Source organism: Rothia sp. HMSC069D01, assembly GCF_001810135.1.
Classification (GTDB): Bacteria; Actinomycetota; Actinomycetes; order Actinomycetales; family Micrococcaceae; genus Rothia.
Genome location: NZ_KV800082.1, coordinates 130,197 through 149,248 on the forward strand (window position 1 = coordinate 130,197; position 19,052 = coordinate 149,248).

General features: G+C 61.1%; 12 protein-coding genes. 4 read left to right on the plus strand and 8 right to left on the minus strand.

Annotated elements, in window-relative coordinates; all coding sequences use genetic code 11:
* The first annotated feature begins 689 nt into the window (after positions 1 to 689).
* Positions 690 to 1,436, plus strand: a complete 747-nt coding sequence (locus HMPREF2710_RS01965; protein WP_070505744.1) for a hypothetical protein — start codon at positions 690 to 692, stop codon at positions 1,434 to 1,436.
* Positions 1,437 to 1,532: 96 nt separating this feature from the next.
* On the opposite strand, the gene HMPREF2710_RS01970 is transcribed toward HMPREF2710_RS01965, so the two are convergent.
* The 3 genes from HMPREF2710_RS01970 to HMPREF2710_RS01980 all read right to left on the minus strand — a co-directional run bounded on the left by HMPREF2710_RS01970 (position 1,533) and on the right by HMPREF2710_RS01980 (position 4,585).
* Positions 1,533 to 1,880 carry a hypothetical protein gene (locus HMPREF2710_RS01970; RefSeq protein WP_070599241.1) on the minus strand — a complete coding sequence of 116 codons (348 nt, stop codon included), beginning with the start codon at positions 1,878 to 1,880 and terminating at the stop codon, positions 1,533 to 1,535.
* 272 nt (positions 1,881 to 2,152) lie between these two features.
* A complete protein-coding gene (locus HMPREF2710_RS01975; RefSeq protein WP_070599243.1) occupies positions 2,153 to 3,460 on the minus strand; it encodes a M18 family aminopeptidase in 1,308 nt (435 codons plus the stop codon).
* A 144-nt stretch (positions 3,461 to 3,604) separates the two neighbouring features.
* The gene (locus tag HMPREF2710_RS01980) at positions 3,605 to 4,585 is read right to left on the minus strand and encodes a CPBP family intramembrane glutamic endopeptidase (protein WP_012904303.1); all 981 of its coding nucleotides are present in this window, start codon (positions 4,583 to 4,585) and stop codon (positions 3,605 to 3,607) included.
* A gap of 242 nt (positions 4,586 to 4,827) precedes the next feature.
* Between HMPREF2710_RS01980 and HMPREF2710_RS01985 the strand changes: the two genes are divergently transcribed.
* Positions 4,828 to 6,996 carry a hypothetical protein gene (locus tag HMPREF2710_RS01985; RefSeq protein ID WP_070599245.1) on the plus strand — a complete coding sequence of 723 codons (2,169 nt, stop codon included), beginning with the start codon at positions 4,828 to 4,830 and terminating at the stop codon, positions 6,994 to 6,996.
* A gap of 206 nt (positions 6,997 to 7,202) precedes the next feature.
* On the opposite strand, the gene HMPREF2710_RS01990 is transcribed toward HMPREF2710_RS01985, so the two are convergent.
* The gene (locus tag HMPREF2710_RS01990) at positions 7,203 to 8,795 is read right to left on the minus strand and encodes a glycosyltransferase 87 family protein (protein ID WP_246823839.1); all 1,593 of its coding nucleotides are present in this window, start codon (positions 8,793 to 8,795) and stop codon (positions 7,203 to 7,205) included.
* Positions 8,792 to 10,180: a glycosyltransferase 87 family protein gene (locus HMPREF2710_RS01995; protein ID WP_070599247.1), complete on the minus strand. Its 1,389-nt coding sequence runs from the start codon at positions 10,178 to 10,180 to the stop codon at positions 8,792 to 8,794. The genes HMPREF2710_RS01990 and HMPREF2710_RS01995 overlap by 4 nt, the downstream gene beginning before the upstream one ends.
* A gap of 316 nt (positions 10,181 to 10,496) precedes the next feature.
* Here HMPREF2710_RS01995 and HMPREF2710_RS02000 point away from each other — a divergent pair, with 316 nt between their 5' ends.
* Together HMPREF2710_RS02000 and HMPREF2710_RS09605 are read left to right on the plus strand one after the other, a co-directional pair.
* Positions 10,497 to 13,397: a multicopper oxidase domain-containing protein gene (locus HMPREF2710_RS02000; RefSeq protein WP_070599251.1), complete on the plus strand. Its 2,901-nt coding sequence runs from the start codon at positions 10,497 to 10,499 to the stop codon at positions 13,395 to 13,397.
* A gap of 289 nt (positions 13,398 to 13,686) precedes the next feature.
* A complete protein-coding gene (locus tag HMPREF2710_RS09605; protein ID WP_070599253.1) occupies positions 13,687 to 14,571 on the plus strand; it encodes a lytic transglycosylase domain-containing protein in 885 nt (294 codons plus the stop codon).
* Positions 14,572 to 14,759: 188 nt separating this feature from the next.
* Here the strand turns inward: HMPREF2710_RS09605 and HMPREF2710_RS02010 are convergent, their stop codons facing one another.
* The 3 genes from HMPREF2710_RS02010 to HMPREF2710_RS02020 all read right to left on the minus strand — a co-directional run bounded on the left by HMPREF2710_RS02010 (position 14,760) and on the right by HMPREF2710_RS02020 (position 18,920).
* Complete coding sequence (locus tag HMPREF2710_RS02010) at positions 14,760 to 15,971, minus strand: cytochrome P450 (protein ID WP_049327433.1); 1,212 nt, start codon at positions 15,969 to 15,971, stop codon at positions 14,760 to 14,762.
* A gap of 280 nt (positions 15,972 to 16,251) precedes the next feature.
* Complete coding sequence (locus HMPREF2710_RS02015) at positions 16,252 to 17,694, minus strand: sugar porter family MFS transporter (protein WP_070599254.1); 1,443 nt, start codon at positions 17,692 to 17,694, stop codon at positions 16,252 to 16,254.
* Positions 17,695 to 17,918: 224 nt separating this feature from the next.
* Positions 17,919 to 18,920 carry an aldo/keto reductase gene (locus HMPREF2710_RS02020; RefSeq protein ID WP_070599256.1) on the minus strand — a complete coding sequence of 334 codons (1,002 nt, stop codon included), beginning with the start codon at positions 18,918 to 18,920 and terminating at the stop codon, positions 17,919 to 17,921.
* Positions 18,921 to 19,052: the final 132 nt, after the last annotated feature.

Below are 19,052 nucleotides of genomic sequence, written 5' to 3' on the forward strand. Positions count from 1 at the left end.
ATCATATGGCCACAATATTCCATGCATATATTCTGTAGGAACTTTACATGAACTTAAGATATTGCCTTTTAAAATTTCATAAGTCCCATACATTTTAAAAACTAAATATAGCGACGCAATCCAAAAAATGCCTATGCGAAGCTTTACACCCAGCCATATACTAAAGATCTGCCACAAGCTAGCTAATACAACTCCCACCACGAAGAAGGGTATATAGTCGAAATATGCACTTTGCCACCTATCACATGGCGAGACAAATCCATTGAACTCTATATACAGGCTAGTTGGGAAAATATAGAAAAATTGCAATACAATGAGAAATAAGATATACAAAATTATTTTCTCATTTACGGCAAACATCTTATAAGTAGAATTCATGATGCCATTTCCTTTCAGTAGCATAAAAAGCTAGTAGCGGAACATCGAACACATAGCCTCAATGTTGTTTTTCTTATCCACTAAGCCTCAAAGCCAATACTGGGATAGGTAGGCGACCCGCAAAGCCTCCGCACTCTTACCCCATCTACCACATATTTAAGCAGGTCAGAACTTTAAGACTACTGGGTTGCACATCTTGCGTCTAGAGTGTTGGTTTTAAACTAAGATGATATTTTCCATTGACCATCTATCAAATATTCGGGTATGTTTAGACGCAATATATCGTTCCATCCCTCTTGTGAGGTGGTCTCATGACCCACACCCCTGCTCTTCTTTCGTTCCGTTCCAGCGGTCTACGACGAAGTGCCGCGCTGGCGCTTCTTCCCCTGCTTTTTGCCTCCTGCGGTAGCTCCACCAGCACGGCATCAAATACTCCGGCACCCTCGAATACGACCGTGATTTCCTCCCCGTCAGCAACAAGTCCCACCGGGTCCGCTTCCTCTTCCGCGGCGAAGAAGACCTCCACCCCCTGCCTTGAACCTGACGAAGCCGCGAAAGCTGAAACCCTCAAGCAGCAGGAAGCCCTCAGCGCCGACCGCGGTACGGCACTCCCCTCCTATGTCTCCGCACGGCATGTTGTACGCAACCAGGCGAACTTCCCCACCCGCGCCGAAGCTGAATCAGCAGGAGCCGAGTGCCTGGCACTGTACGAGAAGAACAAGGCCGATCACGCCTACGCCGCGGCGTGGGTGCGCGCTATCGATGACAATAACGTGGCAAGCGGAAAGGTAGCCTCCGGCCCGCGCGCTGACATCCAGAGCGCCGACCCCTATAAGGCAAGCAACTACGTCGATATTCGAGAGGGTAAGGAGTACTTCCCGACCCGCCAGGAGCTGCTCGCGGCAAACTACCCCGAGAACTACATTGTTGCTTTTGAGGCGTGGGCGCGGCAGGCGCCAGCCGATGTGAAGCAGAAGAGCGACGCGAACCGTGCGGCCGCTCAGGATACTCGCTGGTCTGAGGTGGTAACCCTGCCCAGCCCCGACAACCCTGTCTAATCGAACCCCGTCTAATCTGAGTCTGTCTCATCTTAAAAATAGTTGTGGCGGTGACCGTTTCATTCGGTCACCGCCACAACTGTTATAGGGTGCAGGTTAGGGTAGGAGCGCCAACCCAAACTCAATAACGATCAGGGCTACAGCACACGCGAAGAGTACCCCACGCGGCACATTGAACTTCTGCCAGAGCCTATACAGCTGGCTGGGAACCCCCCAAATAACGAACGCCTGAAAGGCAAGCGATAACGCGGGGTTACCCCACTGAATAATCATCAGGGCAAGAGCAAAACCCACGCCGAGCACATCCAGGATGCGCAGGTGCTTTCGCACCTGCTCCCTCTCCTTCTGATAGCTGGGGTTGTTTAGCAACCTTGGTGGTGCTTTTTTCAGCTGACCCACAATAATCAAAACCGCCAGCGGGATCAGAGAAATACCGAAGAACATGGGAACCGCCTTTCATGTTGGGGTTCGCTCGCTACGCCGGTGACGAGCTGATGGCGCACCATCATTGGTGAAAAATTCTCAAAAACAAGTAATGTGCAACACGTATATTACGTATTGTGGGTTACTTTACAGCACACATAAACCCTATTCAAGAGGTAAACAGCTCCCCCCCCCCCGAAAAATTTTGAAAAATTTTTAAAAAATAAGGGCGCCGGGAACCTTACGTTCCCGGCGCCCACTCCCCAGCTGTTCATACCTCAGCGGGATTCAATTTAGAGGCGGAAGAAGCCTTCCACCGCGCGGGTCATGTACGCCATATCGTCCACATGGCACATCTCGCGCATCGAATGCATCGACAGCAAACCAATACCCACATCCACGGTGCGCATACCCAGGCGAGTCGCCGTAATCGGGCCAATCGTCGAACCGCACGGCATATTGTTATTCGACACGAACTCCTGATACGGCACACCAGCCTTCGCGCACGCCTCAGCGAACACGCCAGCACCCACCGAATCCGTCGCATAACGCTGGTTCGCGTTAATCTTCAGCAGCGGGCCACCACCGGGCAGCGGCTGAACGGTCGGGTCGTGGTGACCCTGATAGTTCGGATGCACCAGGTGACCGGCATCAGCCGACAGGCAGAACGACGCCGCCACCGAACGGCGGTACTCCTCCGTGCTCTCACCGCGCGCAGCGGACAGGCGCACCAGAATATCCTCCAGGAACGGGCCAGCCGCACCACTACGCGACTCCGAACCAAGCTCCTCATGGTCGAACGCCGCAAGCATCACGGTCTCGGTGGCGTGCTCATCCGCGTTATCGGCAACGTAACGCTCCAGGGCGGTCAAACCCGCATGCACCGAAGACAGGTTATCCAGGCGACCGGAAGCGAACAGCTCCTGATCCGCACCAAAACGGCGCGGCGGCTGCGAATCAGCGAACAGCAGGTCGTAACCCACAATGCTTTCCGGGTCGACCGGCTCGCCGTCAATCACGTGCTTCGCCATGTAGCCGAGCACGTCATTCTCTGCCGGGTCCACACCCCACACGGGGTACATGTTGAACTGCTTGTCCAGCACCAGTTCGTTGCGCTTGTGGTCCAGGTGCGGTGCCAGCTGCGGGATGCGCGCAATCGCGCCGGTGCGCACCAGGCGGTCCTTCAGCTCCCCGCCCTCAAGGACGGTGAGGCGGCCCGCCACGCACAGCTCGCGGTCCAGGAAGGAGTTCAGCAGTGCACCACCGTAATTCTCCACGGCAATCTGGTGCCAGCCCTTCGTGGTGATGGAGGAGGAAGGCTTGACCTTCAGGGAGGGCGAGTCGGTGTGCGCACCCAGCACGCGGTAGCCGCTTGCCTTCTGCGCCTTCGCGCCGCCAGCCCAGGCGATAATCGCGCCGTCACGGACGACGAAGTGACGGCCGGTTGCGATCTGCGGGTCCCATGCTTCGGTCTCTACAAGCCCGGTGAAGCCTGCTGCTTGCAGGCGGCGCGCTACCGTGCGCGCGGCGAGGTAAGAGACCGGCGACTCCGCCACGAATGCGGCGAGGTCTTCAATATTTTTTACAGCATCAACAGTCATGGTTTAACCCTACCTTTTCTTGGGTGTTGACGGGGTGACCGGGGCGGGTAGTCCACGCGGCGTGGAGTAATAGCCCTGGTGAGGCTCGAATGGAGCGGGGTGGGCGGGCTGGGGCAGCTGGGCTAAAGCAACCCACCAAATAGCCTATTTATCAACCTTGAGCGGTTGTGTTTCACGTGAAACCTCGCCGCGGCGAGCGCGCGCGTTGAAGATCAGGCAGGCGAGCACCACGTACACGCCTTCCAGCGCGATGCCCTGCAGTGCATCCACGGGGGTCACACCCTCGGAGGCGAACGGATCCAGACCAGCCACCATGGACAGCAGCATCAGGATCACGTTATTTGCCACGTGCAGGCTGATGGAGGCCTCCAGACCGCCGGTGTACCAGCAGAGGAAACCCGCGTAAATACCCATCGCGAGAATCGTGCTCTGACCCCAGGGGTCGTAGGCGTGGGAGAGCATGAACAGCACGGCGGGCAGCACAATCGGCAGCCAGGGGGTGCGGAGCCAGCGGCCCAGCATCTGCATCATGAAGCCGCGGTAGGCGAGCTCTTCGGCGTAGCACTGCACGGGCACCAGGAGCAGCATCATCGCCACATAAACCCAAAATTCAACCTGTGGAGGTTGAAAATAGCGGTATTCGGGCAGGCTCTCACCGCTCAACGCCAGCATCACGGCGTAGTAGATACCGTAAACAGCGAAGCTCAAACCCAGGTACGGAAGTAGCAGTGAGCGGCGCAGGCGGCCCGCCACCGAATGGATTAGACCCCAGGGCTTCGGACCCACGACCAGGCGCGCCAGAAAGAGCGAAGGCACAATCGCGATAAGGGAGAGGAACGTCAGCGCGAACAGCGCCGGGTGTTCCATAATGACGGCGCGGTTCGTAGCTACATCCTGGAGGGAAAGTCCCGAACCCATAATCGTCGCAGCCAGGGCAACTGAAATGATCAGGTTGAGGCCAATAAATACGGCGACACCGAGCAGACCTTCCAGCAGGGGTGAGAACCAGCGGGATTTCGGGTCGGCGTGGGAGAGACGGTGGTAGGCAAGACCTGCAACAGGCGCAGGAGCAGCGGGGGTTCCGGCGGCTACCTGCGGGGGTGCGGGAGGCGGTGTAGTGTTCATTCTTTAATCCTAGCCTCCGCGGGGTCGATGGTGACCGGGCATACGGAAACCTTCAAGTGCCGATTGATACGGAATGTTCCAAAACCATTGAAAAAGCCGTGAATAAGGCTAAAAACCTACCATTCACGGGGTTCATTTTCTGAACCTATGCCATAATTTGTAGCGATAATACGCTCATATACATAGTCGCTGATGACCGCTCTTCCGGGGTGTTTTTTCAGCACCAGAAAGGCTGCTTTCTTATGGCACTCGTCTTCAATCCGCCGCCCAACTGGCCCGCTCCTCCTGCTGGATGGGCCCCCACTCCTACGTGGCGCCCCGACCCCGCGTGGGGTCCCGTTCCTGAAGGTTGGCAGCTGTGGGTCGAAGAGCCCGAGCCTGAACCCATTCAGGTTGAAGAGGCTACTATTGAGCCGCTGATTCCCGAGGATCCTGCTGCTGAGGCGGCTCCCGCTGAGCAGGTTGCTGAGCCTGTAGTTGCTGAGCCCGCTGTTGAGGCTGAGCAGCCCGCCGAAGCTGCAGCACCGCTGACCGTTGAGGACGTTGACCTGGAGCAGCTCGCCGCTGAGCTCGAAGGTGAGCAGGTCGTCGAGGTTCCGGAGGCGGCAGCACCCCAGGCTGAGGCATCCCACGTTGAGGCACAGCAGGTAGAGGCGCCCCACGTTGAGGCGTCCCAGGCTGAGTCCGCTGAGGAGTCCTCCGAGCCCAAGCCGATGCGTCACCTGACTCAGGTTCCGCTGACCGGCACCGCTCTGCCCGAGCAGGTTCTCGCATCCCAGTCTTCCGCAGTTGAAGAGCCTGCAGATGCAGAGCCCGCTGCTGAGGCTCCCGTAGCGCCGGTTGTCGAGCCTGTTGTTGCTGAGCAGGCTGCTTCCGAGCAGCCCGTTGAGGCGCACGTTGTTGAGGCTCCGGTTGCTGAGCCGGCACTGTCCGAGCCTGCTGTTTCCGAGCCCGCCGCTTCTGAGCCGGTCGTTTCCGAACCTGTTGCAGAGCCCGTTGTTGTTGAGCCCGTCGCCGAGGTTGCCCCCGAGGCACCGGCGGCAGCTGAACCGGTATCTGAGCCCATCGTTGAGGCTCCCGCGGCTGAGGCACCCGCTGCTGAGGCGCCCCACACTATTGAGAGCTCCCCGCTCGTTGAGTTCCACACCCCCGAAACCGAGCGCACCGTCAACCTGTCCGAGCGTACCGTGAACCTCTCGGAACAGCCCGGTCAGAACATGCAGCCCGGCCAGAACGCACAGTTCATCCCGGCGGGTCAGGCGCCGAACGGCTTCCAGCCGAACCAGGCTGATGGTTTCCAGGGTGAGGGCTTCCAGGGCCAGAACTTCCAGGGTGGCCAGTACCAGGGCCAGGGTTTCCAGGGTCAGGGCTTCCAGGACGGCCAGAACGTCCAGGGCGGTCAGTACCAGGGCAACCCCTACCAGGGTCAACCGTACAACGCTCAGCAGCCCTACGCAGGTCAGGTGTCCGATCAGGACCAGGCAACCGTGGCACTGAGCAACCCCTACGTCACCGAGCCTGCAGGTCAGGGCGAGGACGACTCCGAGAAGAAGGGTCTGTTCTCCGGCACTAAGATTTGGGGTGTTATCGGTGGTGCGCTGGCTCTGCTGATTGTTCTCATCCTGGCGATTGTCATGCTGATTCCGCGTGGCGGCTCGAACCCCGCCTCCGCTTCTTCCGAGTCGGCGAGCGCGGCGGCTACTTCCGCTGAGGCGTCCTCCGCGGCGGCATCCTCTGAGGCTTCTTCCGCAGCGCCCGCATCTGAGAGCGCGGCTTCGGCTTCTTCGGCAGCGCCGGTTGCTGCTGCTGAAGCGAAGATGCCCGAGGGTGAGTTCAAGGAATACAAGAAGACCGTCGCCGATAATAAGGACACCATCGACATTGAGAAGATCAAGGGCGATGTGTCCGCAGGCCTGCTCTACTACGAGTTCAAGCCCGCAGACGGTGTGGTTAACGCCTTCATCACCAGCCGTGACGACAAGGGCAACATCACCGCAGGTCTGAGCGTTCTCGACTCCACCCGCGACGGCAAGGAGCTCAAGGGCACCGCATGGATTGACGCGAGCGGCCACTCCACCCCCACCCGCAAGCTGGAGCTGACCGGTAAGGGCGAGTGGACCATCCGCGTCTACGACGCAGACTCCGCACCCCACTACAAGAAGGGTGAGAAGTTCCAGAGCACCATGAACTACTACGCTTTCACCTACGAAGGCACCGAGGCAACCATGGAGTTCCAGACCAGCGGCCCGACCACCCGCGGCTTCACCGTTCTGAACGCGACCAAGAACGACCCGTTCTTCTCCTCGACCATTCCGACCGTGAAGAGCAGCATGCAGTGGGTTCAGAGCAACAAGAGCTACATGCAGGTTCGTACCGACTCCAACATTACTTGGAGCATCGGCACTAACTAACAGCGTGACTGACTAGGTCAGCAGGCTGGGTATAAAAGTATCCCCCGCACCCGTGATAGGTGCGGGGGATATTTTTATGCCGGTTTTTATACCGGGAGGCTATGCTCTGAGGTTCTGTCCGGTGGGCTTACGCCCTGCTGGATGCGCCCGCCGCCGCGGGCGAGCGACCGCCTCGAGCGGGCAGCCGCCGTGAGCGGGCGGTTTCTTTAGCGGGAGTACTTCGCCTCCGCCAGCTCGGCGCCCGCGGCACGTGCCGCACGCTCCACCAGCTGACGATTCGCCAGGTACACAAAGAACGTCACCAGAATAAACAGGTACATCAGCTGGTACGGCATGGTGCCAGCCATCAGACCCAGGGAGCCTTCGGGCACCATCAGAATCTGATCCGCGTTGAAGTGCGGGGAGAGCGCCAGCACGATCCAGAACGGCGAAATGTACATGCCCACCAGCGCCGCAGTCGCCAAGATAACAGCCAGCGTGAAGACGAAGGAGCTGACCCACTGGTACATGAGCGGGAAGATTTCCATGACCACGGCGGCGAGCATCAGCGGGTACCAGGTGTTGTGGTGCGACCAGCTAATCGGCGAAATCTGCAACATCATGAACGCGGTCAGCGCCAGCTGCGCCATGAGCGCGCGGGCACGAATCAGCGGAATCAGCAGAACCGCCGTGACCAGCACAATCAGCAGAGTCAACGCCACCTGCACCACCGACAGGGCGGTAGCCGTCAGGTGATGCTGCAGGCCCGCATGGGTCAGCGTACCCATAATCGACACGTTATCGAAGTAGCTGAACCAGCCCACACGCGAAGTGTCACGCACCGCGTGGAACCAGAACGTCAGCGACTCCTCACGGATCACCAGGAAGCCGATACCCACGGTCGCAGCGAAGCTGGCACCCAGGGTCGCGATGCCCTTCCAGTCCTTACGCATGAGCAGCAGCAGACCGAACGCGAGCGGGGTCAGCTTAATACCCGCCGCAATACCCAGCAGCACACCGCGCGGAACGCGGGTTGCCGGGCGCATAAAATCGGCGAGAATCAGCATCAGAATGATGGCGTTAATCTGCCCAAAATGCGTGGTCAAACGCCACGGGCCGCACATCCAAATCAGCGCCGCAATCAGCGACACCATACCCCAATGACCCAGGTGCTTCTGCAACGGCAGACGCCACGAGCGGCTACGCGCGTAGGAGTACAACAGGTACGCGCACCAGTAGCAGAGCGCGCAAATAATGGCGGTAATCAGCAGCATGCTCTGCGGCTCGGTGAGGAACGCGAGCGGGTAGAAGAGCAACGCCGCAAACGGTGGGTAGGTGAACGGCAGGCCGCGCGTGCGGAAGGTGTACAGCTGGTAGCCGTCCGGGCCGTCCGCGAGGGAGACCGCACCCAGGCGGTACACGTAAATATCGTCAGCCGCCGCGTGCGTCACGTAGTCGAAGGCGTAGAGGGCAACCAGGATGAACAGCAGGTGCGCCCAGAGAGCGCCGCTACGCATGCCGGGGATGCGGTCAAAGAAACCTGGACGCGCAGGTTTTGTGGGCTGTTTCGCGGTTTCTTCGGCGACTTCTTCCTTTGCCGCTTTTTCCGCGGTGGTTGCCGGAGCTGCGGCTGCCTCTGCGGCGGGCTCCTCAACGGGCTCAGCGCTCTCAACAGCCGGCGCGGATTCAGCAACAGAAGCCGAAGCCCACGGGATTATAGGTGCTACCGCCTCGGTATTCTCCGCGGTCTTCACTACGCTCTTCGCGGTGTTCTTATCAGTATTCACAGGGGTCTTTTCTAGCTCCTTGTCGCGGCTCACGCGGTTGCCTCACGAGAAGCAGCGGCACGCACAGACTGGGCGCTCTCGGACACCAGGGCGCGAGCGCCCCACCAGCCCAGAGGCGCATCGCTACGCACGGAACCGTACTGCACGGGCTCAACCTTCGCACCACGCACCGGCGCGCTCAGAGCGGCAACAGACCAGAGCGTCATCGTCACCCATAGGCAGAACGCGGGAATAGCCGAAACCGCCAACGCGCCCGGGGCCAGCTGTTCCAAACCATCAGCGCTACCGTGGAACCAGGACGCAATCCTAATCGGCGACAGGTACAGGCCCAGCACGGCAACCACCGCGAACACGGTCGCTGTCACCCGCAGCCACGCCGGCTGAACCGCAAAATAGGTGGGGAACGCATCCATGATGAACACGGCAGCCAGCAGGGGCAGCAGCACGTTGTGGTGCGACCAGCTAATCGGCGACAGCGCCACCATCAGGGAGGCGGTCACCGCCACCTGCGCCAGCGCGGCACCGCGGCGTTCCAGCTGGTACAGCAGCGCGGCAGTCAGCCCAATCGTGACCAGCGCCAGGGCGTAGTAGACGGGCTTCGCGGCGCTCTCAGAGAGACCAAAGTGCAGCAGCCAACCCTGAATCGAGACGTTATCCACAAAGTTCAGTCCACCCACACGGGAGGGGTTCGTCAGCGCAGAGAACCAGAACTCCGGCGCGTCCTTAGGCATCAGAATGAAGCCCAACGCGATGGTGCCAAAGAACGTCGCACCCAGGGTCGCAATGCCCTTCCAGTCGCGGCGGACCAGCAGAATCAGGCCAAACACGAGCGGGGTCAGCTTCACGCCGCCCGCAATACCAATGAGCACGCCACGCGGCACGCGGGTCGCCGGGCGCACAAAATCGGCAAGAATCAGCGCCGTAATGAACGGGTTAATCTGAATCAGGTCCAGGGTGCGCTGCCACGGGCCCGCCGCCACCACCAGAATGGTCAGCATCGCAATCGTGCCGGCACGACCAAAGTACTGCTGCAGGGGCAGTTCGCGGCCGCGCGCATTCACGTAGTTGTAAATGATCGTGGAAATCCACCACGCCACCACAGCCGAACCGACCACCATAATGACCTTGCCAACTTCCAGCGGAATAAAAGCGAACGGCAAGAACAGCATCGCCGCGAACGGCGGGTACGTGAACGGCGGCTTGATGACGCCGTGATCGTTCAGGGTCGGGGAGTACAGGTCCTGGGTGAAGCCCTCGTTATCAAAAATGGTCATCGCACCCAGACGGTAAATGGAGAAGTCCATACCGGCGAAGGGGTTGGTGAGCATTTTGATGACGTATCCACCGCCAACAATGAGGATGAGTGCCACAATAGCGATTTTTCCCCAGATGGGGGTGGTGGAGTCAGTCCTTGTCACGAGGTGCTTGTCCTTACCTTGGTGCCGGCGGATGCGCGCGTAGGGTGGGCGGGCATCTGATTTTGGAATCCTAATAGTTTATCGCGCGCACCTGTGAAAGGTGCATTGGGGAGCAGGTTCACAGGGGGAGAACCGCTCGAGCGCGCAGGCACAACTATCACGATATGAGCCGCCTTCATATGCACGTCATGTCTTCAAAATTGGTACTATCCGGGCAATATAATGGGCTTATTGGCACCCACCCCACCGCAGGGGTACCGGGTGCCGACCCGCACACCGACGTCCACGAACAACCAGCAGTGAAAGCAGTGATCACGTGAGTGAACATCTCGGCACCCCACCCGAAGGTGAGAACACGAGCGGCAAGCCCGCAGGCGTAAACGTCTCCGGAGGCGGCTCCTCCGGCCTGAGCATTGGCGCGCGTCCGGCTGATGTGCCCGGCGCGAACCTCACCCCCGAAGAGATTGCACGCCGCGCATCCGGTCGCGGTACGTGGCACCGTCGCGCCTCCAAGCCGGTCTCCCACTGGATGTTTACCCTTATCGCCGTGCTTCTGCTGCATAAGTTCATCCCGAATAGCGGCTGGCTGATGGTGCACATTGTCACCCTCGGCCTGATTACGAACTCGATTCTGATTTGGTCGCAGCACTTCACCGAAGCGCTCATGAAGATCAAAATCCCGGACGAGCACCGCGGCACCCAGGTGCGCCGCATCTTCATTCTGAACGCCGGTATTCTCGTGCTCATGATCGGCATGGTCGGTCAGCTGAGCGTGCCCGGCCTCTACGCCGCCACGGTGGTGGGCGCCCTCATTGTCGGTTCGATGGTCGCCTGGCACGGTATCTACCTGCTGAAGCAGGTGCGTCAGGCTCTGCCGTCGCGGTTCGGTGTGACCATTCGCTTCTACATTGTTGCGGCGCTGCTGCTGCCCCTCGGTGCGGCGTTTGGCGGCATGATTGCCTACCCGAACCTGTCCGGCACCCTGCATTCGCAGTTCCTGCTCGCGCACGAGGCAGTGAACGTGCTCGGCTTCGTCGGTATTACCGCGGTGGGTACGCTGGTGACGTTCTGGCCGACCATGCTGCGCACCAAGATGGTGGATAAGGCGCTCACCCACAGTCTGCGCGCCCTGTACCTGATGTGCGGTGGCTTAGCGTTGACCGTTGTCGGCGCGATTTTAGGGATGCGTCCGCTCGCCGCAGCCGGCCTGGTCGTCTACCTGGTTGCCCTGCTGATTGTCGCCTGGGTGATGGTGCGTACCCTGCGCACCAAGCGCCCGAACGAGTACCCGCCCATGAGCGTGGGTATGGGTTTCCTCTGGCTGATTGTTGGTGTGGCGGCCACCGCGTACATGGTGGCGACCACCCCCTTCGCGCAGCTGGATATGCGCGCCGTGACCCCCATCTTCGTGGTTGGCTTCCTGCTGCAGCTGCTGCTCGGCGCGATGAGCTACCTGCTCCCCCAGCGTATGGGCGGTGGCCCTGCGGTGGTTCGCGCCTCCAACAAGGAGTTCAGCCGTTTTGCTGCTGCCCGCGTGACCGCCGTGAACCTGGCGCTGCTCATCTTCATGATGCCCAGCTCCATGGTGGGCCAGTCCATTAAGATTGCCGTCGCTATCGTGGGTGCGTTGGCGCTCATGGCGTTCATTCCGCTGATGGTGCGCGGCGTGAAGGCGTCCGTGAATACCCGCAAGGAAATGATGGCAGCACGCGCCCGCGGCGAGAAGCCCGTCTTCAACCAGGAGGCGCTCACCCCGGAGCCCGTCCCGCACGCCAAGCAGAGCTTCCAGGCGGCGTTGGCGGTTGCCATGGCGTTCCTGCTGGGCTTCGCCGTGAACCCGTCCGCGCTGAACCTGCCGTCGTTCTCCTCGGCGGGTTCCGTGGCTGCGACCGGTCAGACCACCACCGTGCAGGTGAAGGCAACCAGCAACTACCGCTTCACCCCCGCAGAGGTGGAGGTGCCCGCCGGTAACCGCCTGGTCGTCGAGGTCACCAACGACGACCAGGGCATGACCCACGACCTGACCTTCGACAACGGCGCAACCACCGGCACCATCAACCCCGGCGAAACGAAAACCGTCGACGCCGGCGTCATCAGCGCCGACCAGGAAGCCTACTGCTCCGTAGCGGGCCACCGCTCCCTGGGCATGGTGTTTAAGGTGAAGGCGACCGGCGCCTCCGCAAACCAGGTGGCGCAGGGCGGCCACAACCACGGTTCTGCGGGCACCCACAACCACGCGGCGTCGGGTAGCACCCCGACCCTCATGACCGTTGCGAACAGCAGGATTGACATGTCCGCAGCGCCCGGCAGCGGCTACAAGTACCGCGACCCGAACATCCCGGCACCGAACACCGCCACGCAGGTGAACGGCAAGACCGTCCGCAAGGTCACCCTGGACGTGCAGGAAGTCGACCGCGAGGTAGCGCCCGGCGTGACCGTTCACATGTGGACGTTCAACGGGCAGAACATGGCACCGATTCTGCGCGGCAAGGTCGGCGACATTTTTGAAATTACACTCGTCAACAACGGCACGATGGGCCACTCGCTGGACTTCCACGCGGGCATGGTCTCCCCCGATAACACAATGAAGACCATCGCCCCCGGTGAGCGTCTCGTCTACCGTTTTGAGGCGAAGGCCGCCGGCATCTGGCTGTACCACTGCGGTACCGCCCCGCTGAGCCTGCACATGACCCAGGGCATGTACGGCGCTGTCATCATTGACCCGGCGGACCTTGACCCGGTCGATCACGAGTACGTGATGGTTCAGGGCGAGGCTTACCTGCACGACACCGGCAAGACCGCCTCCGACGGTAACAAGCTGGCGGAGAACTCGCCGGAGCTGATTGCGGCGGGCACCCCCACGCTGACCATGTTCAACGGCCACGCAACCCAGTACAAGGCGAAGCCGCTGCAGGTGAAGAAGGGCGAGCGTATCCGTGTTTGGGTGATGGCTGCGGGCCCGAACCATGGCACGAGCTTCCACGTGGTCGGTTCGCAGTTCGACACCGTCTATAAGGAGGGCGGCTACCTGATGCGCCGCGGCGCAGATGCGTTCGGTAGCCGTGACGGCCACAGCCAGGCACTCGATTTGGCGCCCGCTCAGGGCGGCTTCGTGGAGATGCAGTTCCTAGAGTCTGGCACGTACACGTTCGTGAATCACTCCTTCTCGGAGATGGAGCGCGGTGCCGCCGGCAAGATCGTGGTCACTGATCGCTAGTAGTGGCTACCCGCTAAACCCTCACGCTAGGCGCTTCTAGCGCCCCGTGAGAGGTAGACCCCGCCCGGTGCATCCTGTGAATGGATGCGCCGGGCGGGGTCTTTCTGCGCTGTCTTGCTGTGCCGCCTTTCTGCCCCGCACAGGCTCCTACAGAGCCGATACAGAGCCAGCCCAGAGCCCCTGCACACGCCCCGGCAGGAGCCTGCACGCGCATCGGCGAACTATGCTTTTAGCCTCATGGGCGAACTTTTCTTAGCCAGGAGCGGGCATGGTGCGCTAGTCTATAGGAATGGCAGATAGCACTTCGAGCGCCTCTTCCGAGCGCAGCGCTACGGGCGCCAACAACCACACCCCCGCTTCGGCGGACGCACAGACTTCTCCTCGGCAGCGTAAAGCTTTCCCGCTTCGCTTTCTCGCCGGGGCACTTGCGCATTGGCAGATTATTGCCTCTGCGGTTCTTTTGGGTGGCGGTGTTGCCGGCCTGGCAGCCACCTATGACGACTATTGCGGTATGACGGAGCTTTCGTATGTTCCGGCGGCTCTCCGCTCCGATTTTGAGGAGGGCTCTAAGGTGGCGGGTTTCCGTCCGGGCGTGCTGGCGGCGCAGATTGAGACTGAGAGCCACTGGCGTGTGGGCGTTGTGTCTCACCAGGGCGCTAAGGGTATTGCGCAGTTCACTGATGATGCGTGGAGCGGCGGGCACTACAGCTTCGGCAATGGCGGTAATGTTCTGAACCCGCACGATGCGATTGCGGCGCAGGCACGCTACCTGGGTGAGTTGCGTACTCGTTTGGCGAAGTACGCCTCCAATGAGGATGAGCTGCAGGATGTGGTTCTCGCCGGTTATAACGCGGGTCCGGGTTCTGTGGAGAAGTACGGCGGTGTTCCCCCGTATGAGGAGACTCAGAATTATGTGAAGTCGATTCGTGAGCTGGCGAATTCGAAGTATAAGCTGACCTGCTCTCCTGAGTACCAGTTCAAGCAGGCGAAGTTGAGCTTCGTGAATGGTGTGACTCCGGCGATGGCTGGTGTTCATGCGGATGGTACGGCTCTGTCCCCGGAGGAGTCGGCATCGGCTGCGGCGGAGGCTTCTGCGAATGCTTCGGCTCGTGCGTCTGCGAGCGGTTCTGCGGGTTCTTCGGCGAAGCCTTCGGCAACGAGTTCCGGCCGCTAGATTCGGCTTTCTAGGTAGCCCACTAGGCTATATAGCCGCCTGGGAATATTCCTTTTTATCTATAGTGAGCGGCTGATACTAGCCACCGCTACCCTACTATTCGCTCTTATATTTACTCTTAACAGCGCGAGGCGCCGACCCCCATTCTCGGGGTTCGGCGCCTCGCACTTTTTATGGCTGGATCGTGCCTAGTTGAAGATGGCGCGCACGACCGAGTAGCCGGAGACCGGGTACACGGCGTTCACGGTTGCGGGCTTCTCGCTCTCGTCCGCGATTTCAATGGACTCGGTGCCGCGCAGCAGCTCCTCGAGCAGGATGCGCAGTTCCAGGCGTGCCAGGGGCGCGCCGGGGCAGACGTGGATGCCGTCGCCGTACACGAGGTTGCGGGACTGGTCGCGGTGCGGGTTGTAGGTGAGGGCGTCTTCGAAGGCGTCCTCGTCGCGGTTGGCGCTTGCCCAGTTGATGGTCACGCGGGAGCCAGCGGGCAGGGTGCGGCCGCCGAGTTCGGTGTCCTGAGTGGTGATGCGGCGGTTGGTGACGAGGGTGTCTTCGAGTCGCATGATTTCTTCGACGGCGAGGGCGATTTCGCTGCGGTCATCGAGTGCGTTGCCGTCGGCGAGGGATGCGCGCAGGCGGTCCTGCTCGGCGCGGTTGCGTGCCAGGAAGTTGACGAATACACCCACGGTTGCGGAGACGGTGGACAGCTCGCCCACGGTCCAGTTGCGGATGAGGCTGACGATTTCTTCGTCGGTCATGGTGCGGGGTTCTTCGCCGGGCAGCTGCACGGTGTCGGTGAGCAGCTCGGCGGTGACGTCCTTGGGGTTGCCGGCGGCGGCGTCCTCGCGGCGTTCGTCGAGGAGCTGGCGGATGTAGCCGTCGAATTCGAGGGCGACCTTAGCGATTTCTTCGCGATCGCGGCGCAGGGTGGCGACGCGGTTCTTTTCGATCCACTCGGTGAGGGGCTGTTCGAGGCATGCGGGCCAGCCCATGAAGGCGTTCTGCACGCGCATTGCGTAGGCCTGACCGAAGCCCTGCATGACGTCTACTTCTTCGCCGCGGGGCAGTTCTGCGATGAGGGCCTTCACGGCGTCGCGGATGACGGGTGCGAACTTTTCGAGGCGTTCGGGGGTGAAGTACTTGTCGTTGACGGCGCGGAAGGTGGTGTGTTCGGGTGCGTCCATGCCGTTGGGGACGGCGATGTGGCGGGTGGAGACGACGTTGGAGTAGATTTCGGGGTGGTCGAGTACGTGCTGTACGTCGGCGTTTTTGAAGACGGAGTAGCCCATGAATTCGTCGTGGGCGACGGGGCAGCGGCGGCGCATTGCGTCGTAGGCAGCTACCTGGTCCTTCTGGACCTCTTCGCTTCGGAGGTCCCAGTCGTTGTGTACGTTCTCAGTCATTGTTCACCCGTGTTCGTTATAGAGTTGTGGCGTGCTGGATGCGGGCGTCCGGGCGATGCGTGTGGGGCAGGGTCGGGCGTGCATTTCAGCACGTGTAGCCATTACTTGTTCTTTGACCGTATCACTTATGGGTTGGTGGTGCAGGGTAGGGTTTCCTTGCTTCTCATTCAACGAACAGTGCGGTGGGGCGAGGGGCGGGCGGGTCACGAGACGCACGAGGCGGGCGGCGCCTCCACCGGGGAGGTACCGCCCGCCTCATGTATATCTAAACCCGCCGGGTTTAGCGCCCGCGTGCGGAGGGGTAGATGCTACCGTCCATCACGCCGCGCTCCACCTGCTCCAGGCTCACGCCGCGAGTCTCCGGCAGGTTGCGGAACATCAGCAGCGCAATAATCACGTTCACCACGGCAAAGCCGATGAAGGAGCCAGTCAGACCGACCGCACCCAGAATCACGGGGAACGCCAGCGACAGCACACCATTCATCATCCAGCCGCTAAACGCCGAAATACCCATACCCGCCGCACGCACCCGCAGAGGGAACAGCTCACTCATAATCACCCACGTGGACACGTTCAGGCAGGTCTGCATCGCGCCCACAAAGCAGACGATGAGCACCAGCAGAATCCAGGGGCGCGCCGCATTATCGGCGGGCAGCAGCATGGATGCGCCCGCAATCAGCACGTGGAAAAACGCGGTCGAACTATAGCCGGTAATGACCATGACGCGGCGCGGCACACGCTCCATCAGGCGCAGCGACAGGATGGAACCGAGCACCGCAATCGTACCCGGCGCAATGTTCGCGATGAGCGCCGCGGATTCGCTGAAACCGGCTTCCTTGAGCACCTTAATGCCGTAGTACATGATCGAGTTGATGCCGGTCAGCTGCTGACCCGCACCAACGAGAATACCGACGAGCAGGATGCGCACGAACCAGCCGCGCACGCCCACGCTTTCCTTACCCGCCGCGTCGTTCTGGGTTGCCGCCTCCGCCTGCAGGGTGCGTTCAATGTCGGCGATCTCAGCCTCGGCACGTTCGGTGGAGCGGATGCGCTTCATCACCTCAAGCGCCTGCTCACGCTTGCCGACGCGCAGCAGCCAGCGCGGCGACTCGGGCACACGCAGCATGCCGACGAACAGGCCGATGGCGGGCAGGGTGCAGATGGCGAACATCCAGCGCCACACGCCGTCGTGCTCGCCCCATACGTTGCCGATGAGGGCGTTCACGATGAACGCGGCAAGCTGACCGCCCACAACCATGAGTTCGTTGCGGCCGGAGAGGGAGCCGCGAATTTCGTAGGGGGCGAGCTCTGCGAGGAACACGGGCACCACGGCGGAGGCGCCGCCGACCGCCAGACCGAGCAGGGTGCGTCCGGTGATGAGTACGGCGACGTTGGGTGCAAACACGCAGGTCAGGGCACCAATGAAGAAGATGGTGGAGAGCCCAATGATGGTGGTTCGGCGGCCGAACCGGTCAGAGATGCGGCCGCATCCGAGTGCGCCGATAGCGGCGGCGAAGGCGAGCGATCCGGTGACCCAGCCTTGGGTGGTGGAGTCCATGCCGAGTTCGCGGCTCATGGGTTCGAGCGCGCCGTTGATCACTCCGGTGTCGTAGCCGAAGAGCAGACCGCCGAAGGTGGCGATGAGTGCGATGATGCCGAGGTATCGGCTGTGCTTCCCGGTGCCCAGAGGGGGCAGGGTGGAGGCGGTGCTCTGTGCGCTCATGGTGTCCTTTGATGTGCCGGTGGCGGGTGGTCCTGCCGGGCTGCTTCCAGGCGGCAGGGGTGGGTATATAGGCGAGGTGAGGTGCGTCAGGTTAGACACACCTCACCTAATCCTAGCGAAAACGTTCGGCGGGTGATATTTATTTCTCACCACGGACATTTTTCAGCGTATATTACGGCCGACATATGCGACCGCCTGAGTGCCCCTTTATGAAGGAGCACCGTTTAGAACAGCGCGATCTTCTCGGGTGCCGGGAAGATGGCGTCCAGGGCGGCGAGGTCCTCAGCGTCGAAGCGCAGGCAGGCTGCCTGTGCGTTGGCGCGTACCTGCTCGGCGCTGGTTGCACCGGCAATGACGGAGGTGACCGGCGACTGCTGTGCGAGCCAGGAGAATGCCGCCTGCACTTCGGTGATTCCGCGTTCGGTGCAGAAGCTGTGGAAGGCTTCGAGCTGGTCCCAGTTGGCGGCATCGAGCACGTTCTTCTTGGAGTGGGACAGGCGCGAACCGGCGGGAATGTTGTCGCGGCGGTACTTGCCGGTCAGCAGGCCGTTAGCGAGCGGGAAGTACGGCAGCACACCCATGCCGAAGTGCCGTGCGGCGGGCAGGATTTCGAGTTCTGCGCGGCGGTCGAGCAGGTTGTAGTGGTTTTCTGCGGCGATGAACCGTTCGGTGCCGAGTTCACGGGCGCAGTGTTCGGCGTGGGCGAGCTGCCAGCCGGAGAAGTTGGAGTGGCCCAGGTAGCGGACCTTGCCGTCGCGTACGAGCTGGTCGAGGGCGCTGAGGGTCTCTTCGATGGGGGTGTTGGGGTCGGGGCTGTGGTAGAAGTACAGGTCGATGTAGTCGGTGCCGAGGCGGCGGAGGGACCCTTCGACGGCGCGCATGATGTAGCGGCGGGATCCGCGGGCGTTGCGGTCGTTGCCGTTGAGGTCGCCGACGGGCAGACCGAATTTGGTGACGATGGTCAGTTCGTCGCGGTCGAGGCCGAGCTGGGTGAGGGCGGTGCCGAACATGGTTTCTGAGAGGCCGGGTTCGGCGCCGTAGAGGTCGGCGATGTCGAAGAAGCTGATGCCGGCGTCGACTGCGGCGGCGATGACTTCGTTGGTGCCTTCTTGGGTGCGGGTGGGGGTGCCGGGGCGGCCGAGGTTGTTGCAGCCGATGCCGACGCTGGGTACGACGAGGCCGGAGTTGCCGAGCCTGCGGTAGACGGGAGATTCAATACGTTCCATGCTTTTAACTCTACGTTGTGCGGGTATGTTGCGTGGTTATTTCCCCTCCAGTTGGGAGGCGAAGAGCTTTCTGAAGCGTGATGTGGGGTCGGTCGTTAGGTCCCGGTAGGTTCCTTGCTCCACCACACACCC

What these genes read in the sequence shown, in the direction of transcription:
- HMPREF2710_RS01965 (WP_070505744.1), top strand. Translation starts at nt 690, where the DNA reads ATGACCCACACCCCTGCTCTTCTTTCGTTCCGTTCCAGCGGTCTACGA.
- HMPREF2710_RS01970 (WP_070599241.1), bottom strand. Translation starts at nt 1,880, where the DNA reads ATGTTCTTCGGTATTTCTCTGATCCCGCTGGCGGTTTTGATTATTGTG.
- HMPREF2710_RS01975 (WP_070599243.1), bottom strand. Translation starts at nt 3,460, where the DNA reads ATGACTGTTGATGCTGTAAAAAATATTGAAGACCTCGCCGCATTCGTG.
- HMPREF2710_RS01980 (WP_012904303.1), bottom strand. Translation starts at nt 4,585, where the DNA reads ATGAACACTACACCGCCTCCCGCACCCCCGCAGGTAGCCGCCGGAACC.
- HMPREF2710_RS01985 (WP_070599245.1), top strand. Translation starts at nt 4,828, where the DNA reads ATGGCACTCGTCTTCAATCCGCCGCCCAACTGGCCCGCTCCTCCTGCT.
- HMPREF2710_RS09605 (WP_070599253.1), top strand. Translation starts at nt 13,687, where the DNA reads ATGGCAGATAGCACTTCGAGCGCCTCTTCCGAGCGCAGCGCTACGGGC.
- HMPREF2710_RS02010 (WP_049327433.1), bottom strand. Translation starts at nt 15,971, where the DNA reads ATGACTGAGAACGTACACAACGACTGGGACCTCCGAAGCGAAGAGGTC.
- HMPREF2710_RS02015 (WP_070599254.1), bottom strand. Translation starts at nt 17,694, where the DNA reads ATGAGCGCACAGAGCACCGCCTCCACCCTGCCCCCTCTGGGCACCGGG.
- HMPREF2710_RS02020 (WP_070599256.1), bottom strand. Translation starts at nt 18,920, where the DNA reads ATGGAACGTATTGAATCTCCCGTCTACCGCAGGCTCGGCAACTCCGGC.